Annotated in this window: 1 protein-coding gene; it reads right to left on the reverse strand. The window is 43.1% G+C overall.

Annotated elements, in window-relative coordinates; all coding sequences use genetic code 11:
- Positions 1 to 322 (reverse strand): recombinase family protein (locus tag ACTNBK_RS17215; RefSeq protein ID WP_441147924.1); only part of this gene is annotated, 322 nt, incomplete at its 3' end.
- Between the last annotated feature and the right edge of the window lie 28 nt (positions 323 to 350).

The raw sequence follows: 350 nt of genomic DNA on the forward strand, positions 1-350 counted from the left end.
TAGGGAAGAAGATTTCAATATAGCTGCCGGCTTCGATATAATTTCTTCCCAGTCTGGACAGGTCTTTGGTAATGACACAGCCAATTTTACCGGCCTCAATATCGGCAATCATACGCTGAAAAGCGGGACGATTGAAATTACGGCCTGTGTAACCATCGTCCACATAATACTCATACTGGAATATCCCGTTTTTCTCGGCAAATTCCTTGAGCATAAGTTTCTGATTGCTGATACTCATACTCTCGTTATCGCCGCCATCGTCCAGAGAAATACGGCAATAGAGGGCTGTGATTTTCTGATTGACTTGTTTTTTCCTGCTCATAGTAATCTCCTTCTATGAACAGGGACAC

Origin of the sequence: Intestinimonas sp. HCP28S3_D6, assembly GCF_052065695.1 — a bacterium.
GTDB lineage: Bacteria > Bacillota > Clostridia > Oscillospirales > Oscillospiraceae > Intestinimonas.